This is a genomic window from Barnesiella sp. (assembly GCF_022723415.1).
GTDB lineage: Bacteria > Bacteroidota > Bacteroidia > Bacteroidales > Barnesiellaceae > Barnesiella > Barnesiella intestinihominis.
On record NZ_JAIJHU010000120.1, the window covers coordinates 1 to 2,322 of the forward strand.

1 pseudogene is annotated in these 2,322 nt (G+C 33.7%); it reads right to left on the reverse strand.

Features of this window, described 5'->3' with window-relative positions:
- Positions 1-643: 643 nt before the first annotated feature.
- A pseudogene (locus QVD32_RS12920) lies at positions 644-2,251 on the reverse strand (P-loop NTPase fold protein); the annotation flags it as partial.
- Positions 2,252-2,322 lie beyond the last annotated feature (71 nt).

Consider the following 2,322-nt stretch of genomic DNA (forward strand, 5'->3'; position numbering starts at 1 on the left):
GAAACGTCGCTCTTAACCGCTGCGCTATAAGGTTGGCGGGGCATCAGAGCCCTCGCCAGTTTTTTGTGCGGGATGAGACCGCAGGGGGTGAAGACTTGCCAAAACAGTTGTGCGGGATGGGACCACCTTGATGTCAACTGGTGATAAAGCAGCTTGAGTCTGGATGAAAAACTGATGTGAATTTACTGCTAATCCCATAAATCCATCAACCTATCCTTCCAGTTCTTTAATGGAGCATGCTGGAGGAGTTCCTTATATACATCTAAGCTGAAGTCCAAAAGTTTAAGGGCATTTTCTTCAATCTCTTGACGAAAAGGAAGAGTCTATGGGTCTATGGTTTCATACTCTTTATCCTTCAGGATAATTGCAAAACCATCAGCATCCGCCTTTGGCAAATTAATACGCACAATGCCATCATTTCGCTTATTGAGAGAAATACTCGTAAATTTAGGACATGGTCGCACCATCATTGTAAAGAAGTGTACCTTCTCTCCTACAAAGCACCCATTTTTCATTGAATGCCAAAAGCCCCGTACCAGCATTTTTCATCCATACCAAACACAAATTTGCTTCTAAAAAACATATATATTGGTAAATCTCTTTTATGTAATGCTACTTTCATAACATCTTTCGTATTTAATTATCAAATCGTTTCTCCTTCTAGGATTTTACGATATTGCTTATAATTATATTTCTCCACCTTATTAGAATCTCCTTTATAATCCATTAACAAGTTCATAGTCTTCTGAGTAATACAATAGTCCAAATACTTACTCCAAAAATTACAAGCATCTTCCAAAGTGTTATTACCTTGACTATCAATTTCTTTAATTATGTTTTGAAGTTCATCCGTTGTAAAAATATCACGAAGTTGGCTACTTTGCTTAACCTCAAATTGGATTTTACCAGTCTCTTTCTGGATAAAGTCAACGGCTTGATACAAATATTTTTTTGGAGTTGAAATTATAGAATCCTTGATAATTTCTTTAGACTCTTTCATTATCACAAAACCCTCTTGACCCAAATCGCTTGGATTGGCATCTTGCAAACAAGCCCACCCTAAATAGAGCACATCTGATGCTGATATTCCCCCCTCGTCAAGTTGTTTTACACCTAACTTTAATCTCTCCAAACAAATATCTTTAAGTTCGTTATTTGTAAATACACAATCCTTTTCTTCTATGTTCATTTCACTTAACTGATAGAGCAACAAATAATGAAGATAATAGCTTGTCGCATTTATATCAGCTTCACTCATTAATATATCTTTAACATACTGCTTATAATCATCTTTGGAGCTGAACTTAAACTTTTTTTGCAGATTGCTCCATTGGTAATAATATAAATAACGGGATGCAAGAAAAAATATCTCCCTATTAATTGTATATCTATAACATATCATACAAAGTTTCAAATATGCCTTCAGTTGATTTTGACTATTTTGATAATTTTCTATTTTCACCAAAAAGTCTTTAATATCAACTTCTATTTTCCGTTCTTTCCAACTTGGGGCAAGTGAGCGTATATCCGCATCTGTAATATTGGACTCCAAGAGTTTATTTATGTCTTCCTGATTGAAACTTGTATATTCCAAATTATAAAAGTAAGTGTTGAAGCTACGTTTCCAATAAATATGTTTTTGACCCTTTTCGTTTAATGATTTCAAATTACCATTAGAACGAGTAGGAAATAACACTCGCATTGCATCATAGTCATCTTTAAATTTGATATTTTCCTTCAATTTTAGAACATAAACATTTTCAGACTTATTATCGGGGTCATCAAAGCATTCCAATGATTTTATCAAGTCATAAAGTTCCTTACGAGCAAATCTCAACAAGGAAATCATTAACACATCTTCAAAATAAACTTCATGCTGGATTGGAAGATAAGATGCACAGAATGTATTCAAAAATCTTTTCACATCCCTCAATGACAGCAAATATCGTTCAACGTACATACTAATTGCCATAAATGATTGTTGAAAATCATTTTCCTTGCAAGCTGTAATTAACCCCTTTTGGGATAGTTTTGTTAATTCTTTCAGAAGTAATGTTGAACGAATTTGCTGATTGCCCTCAGGTAATGCAATTTCCATACAAAAGTACTTATCTGAGAAATTTTGTTTTTGTGGCACATACAAGTTCTTCTCTAAAATGCAATTTATATAATCCTTATCATAAGCTGTAATAAACACTGTATTTACAAAAGCAGCATTCTTTGTAACTAAAGTTTCCCACATAGATAAATCGCTTGTTTCGCAAGCATCGAAATACTGTAACTATTTCTATTACAAGAACTTTCCGGAAATAATAAAAATAT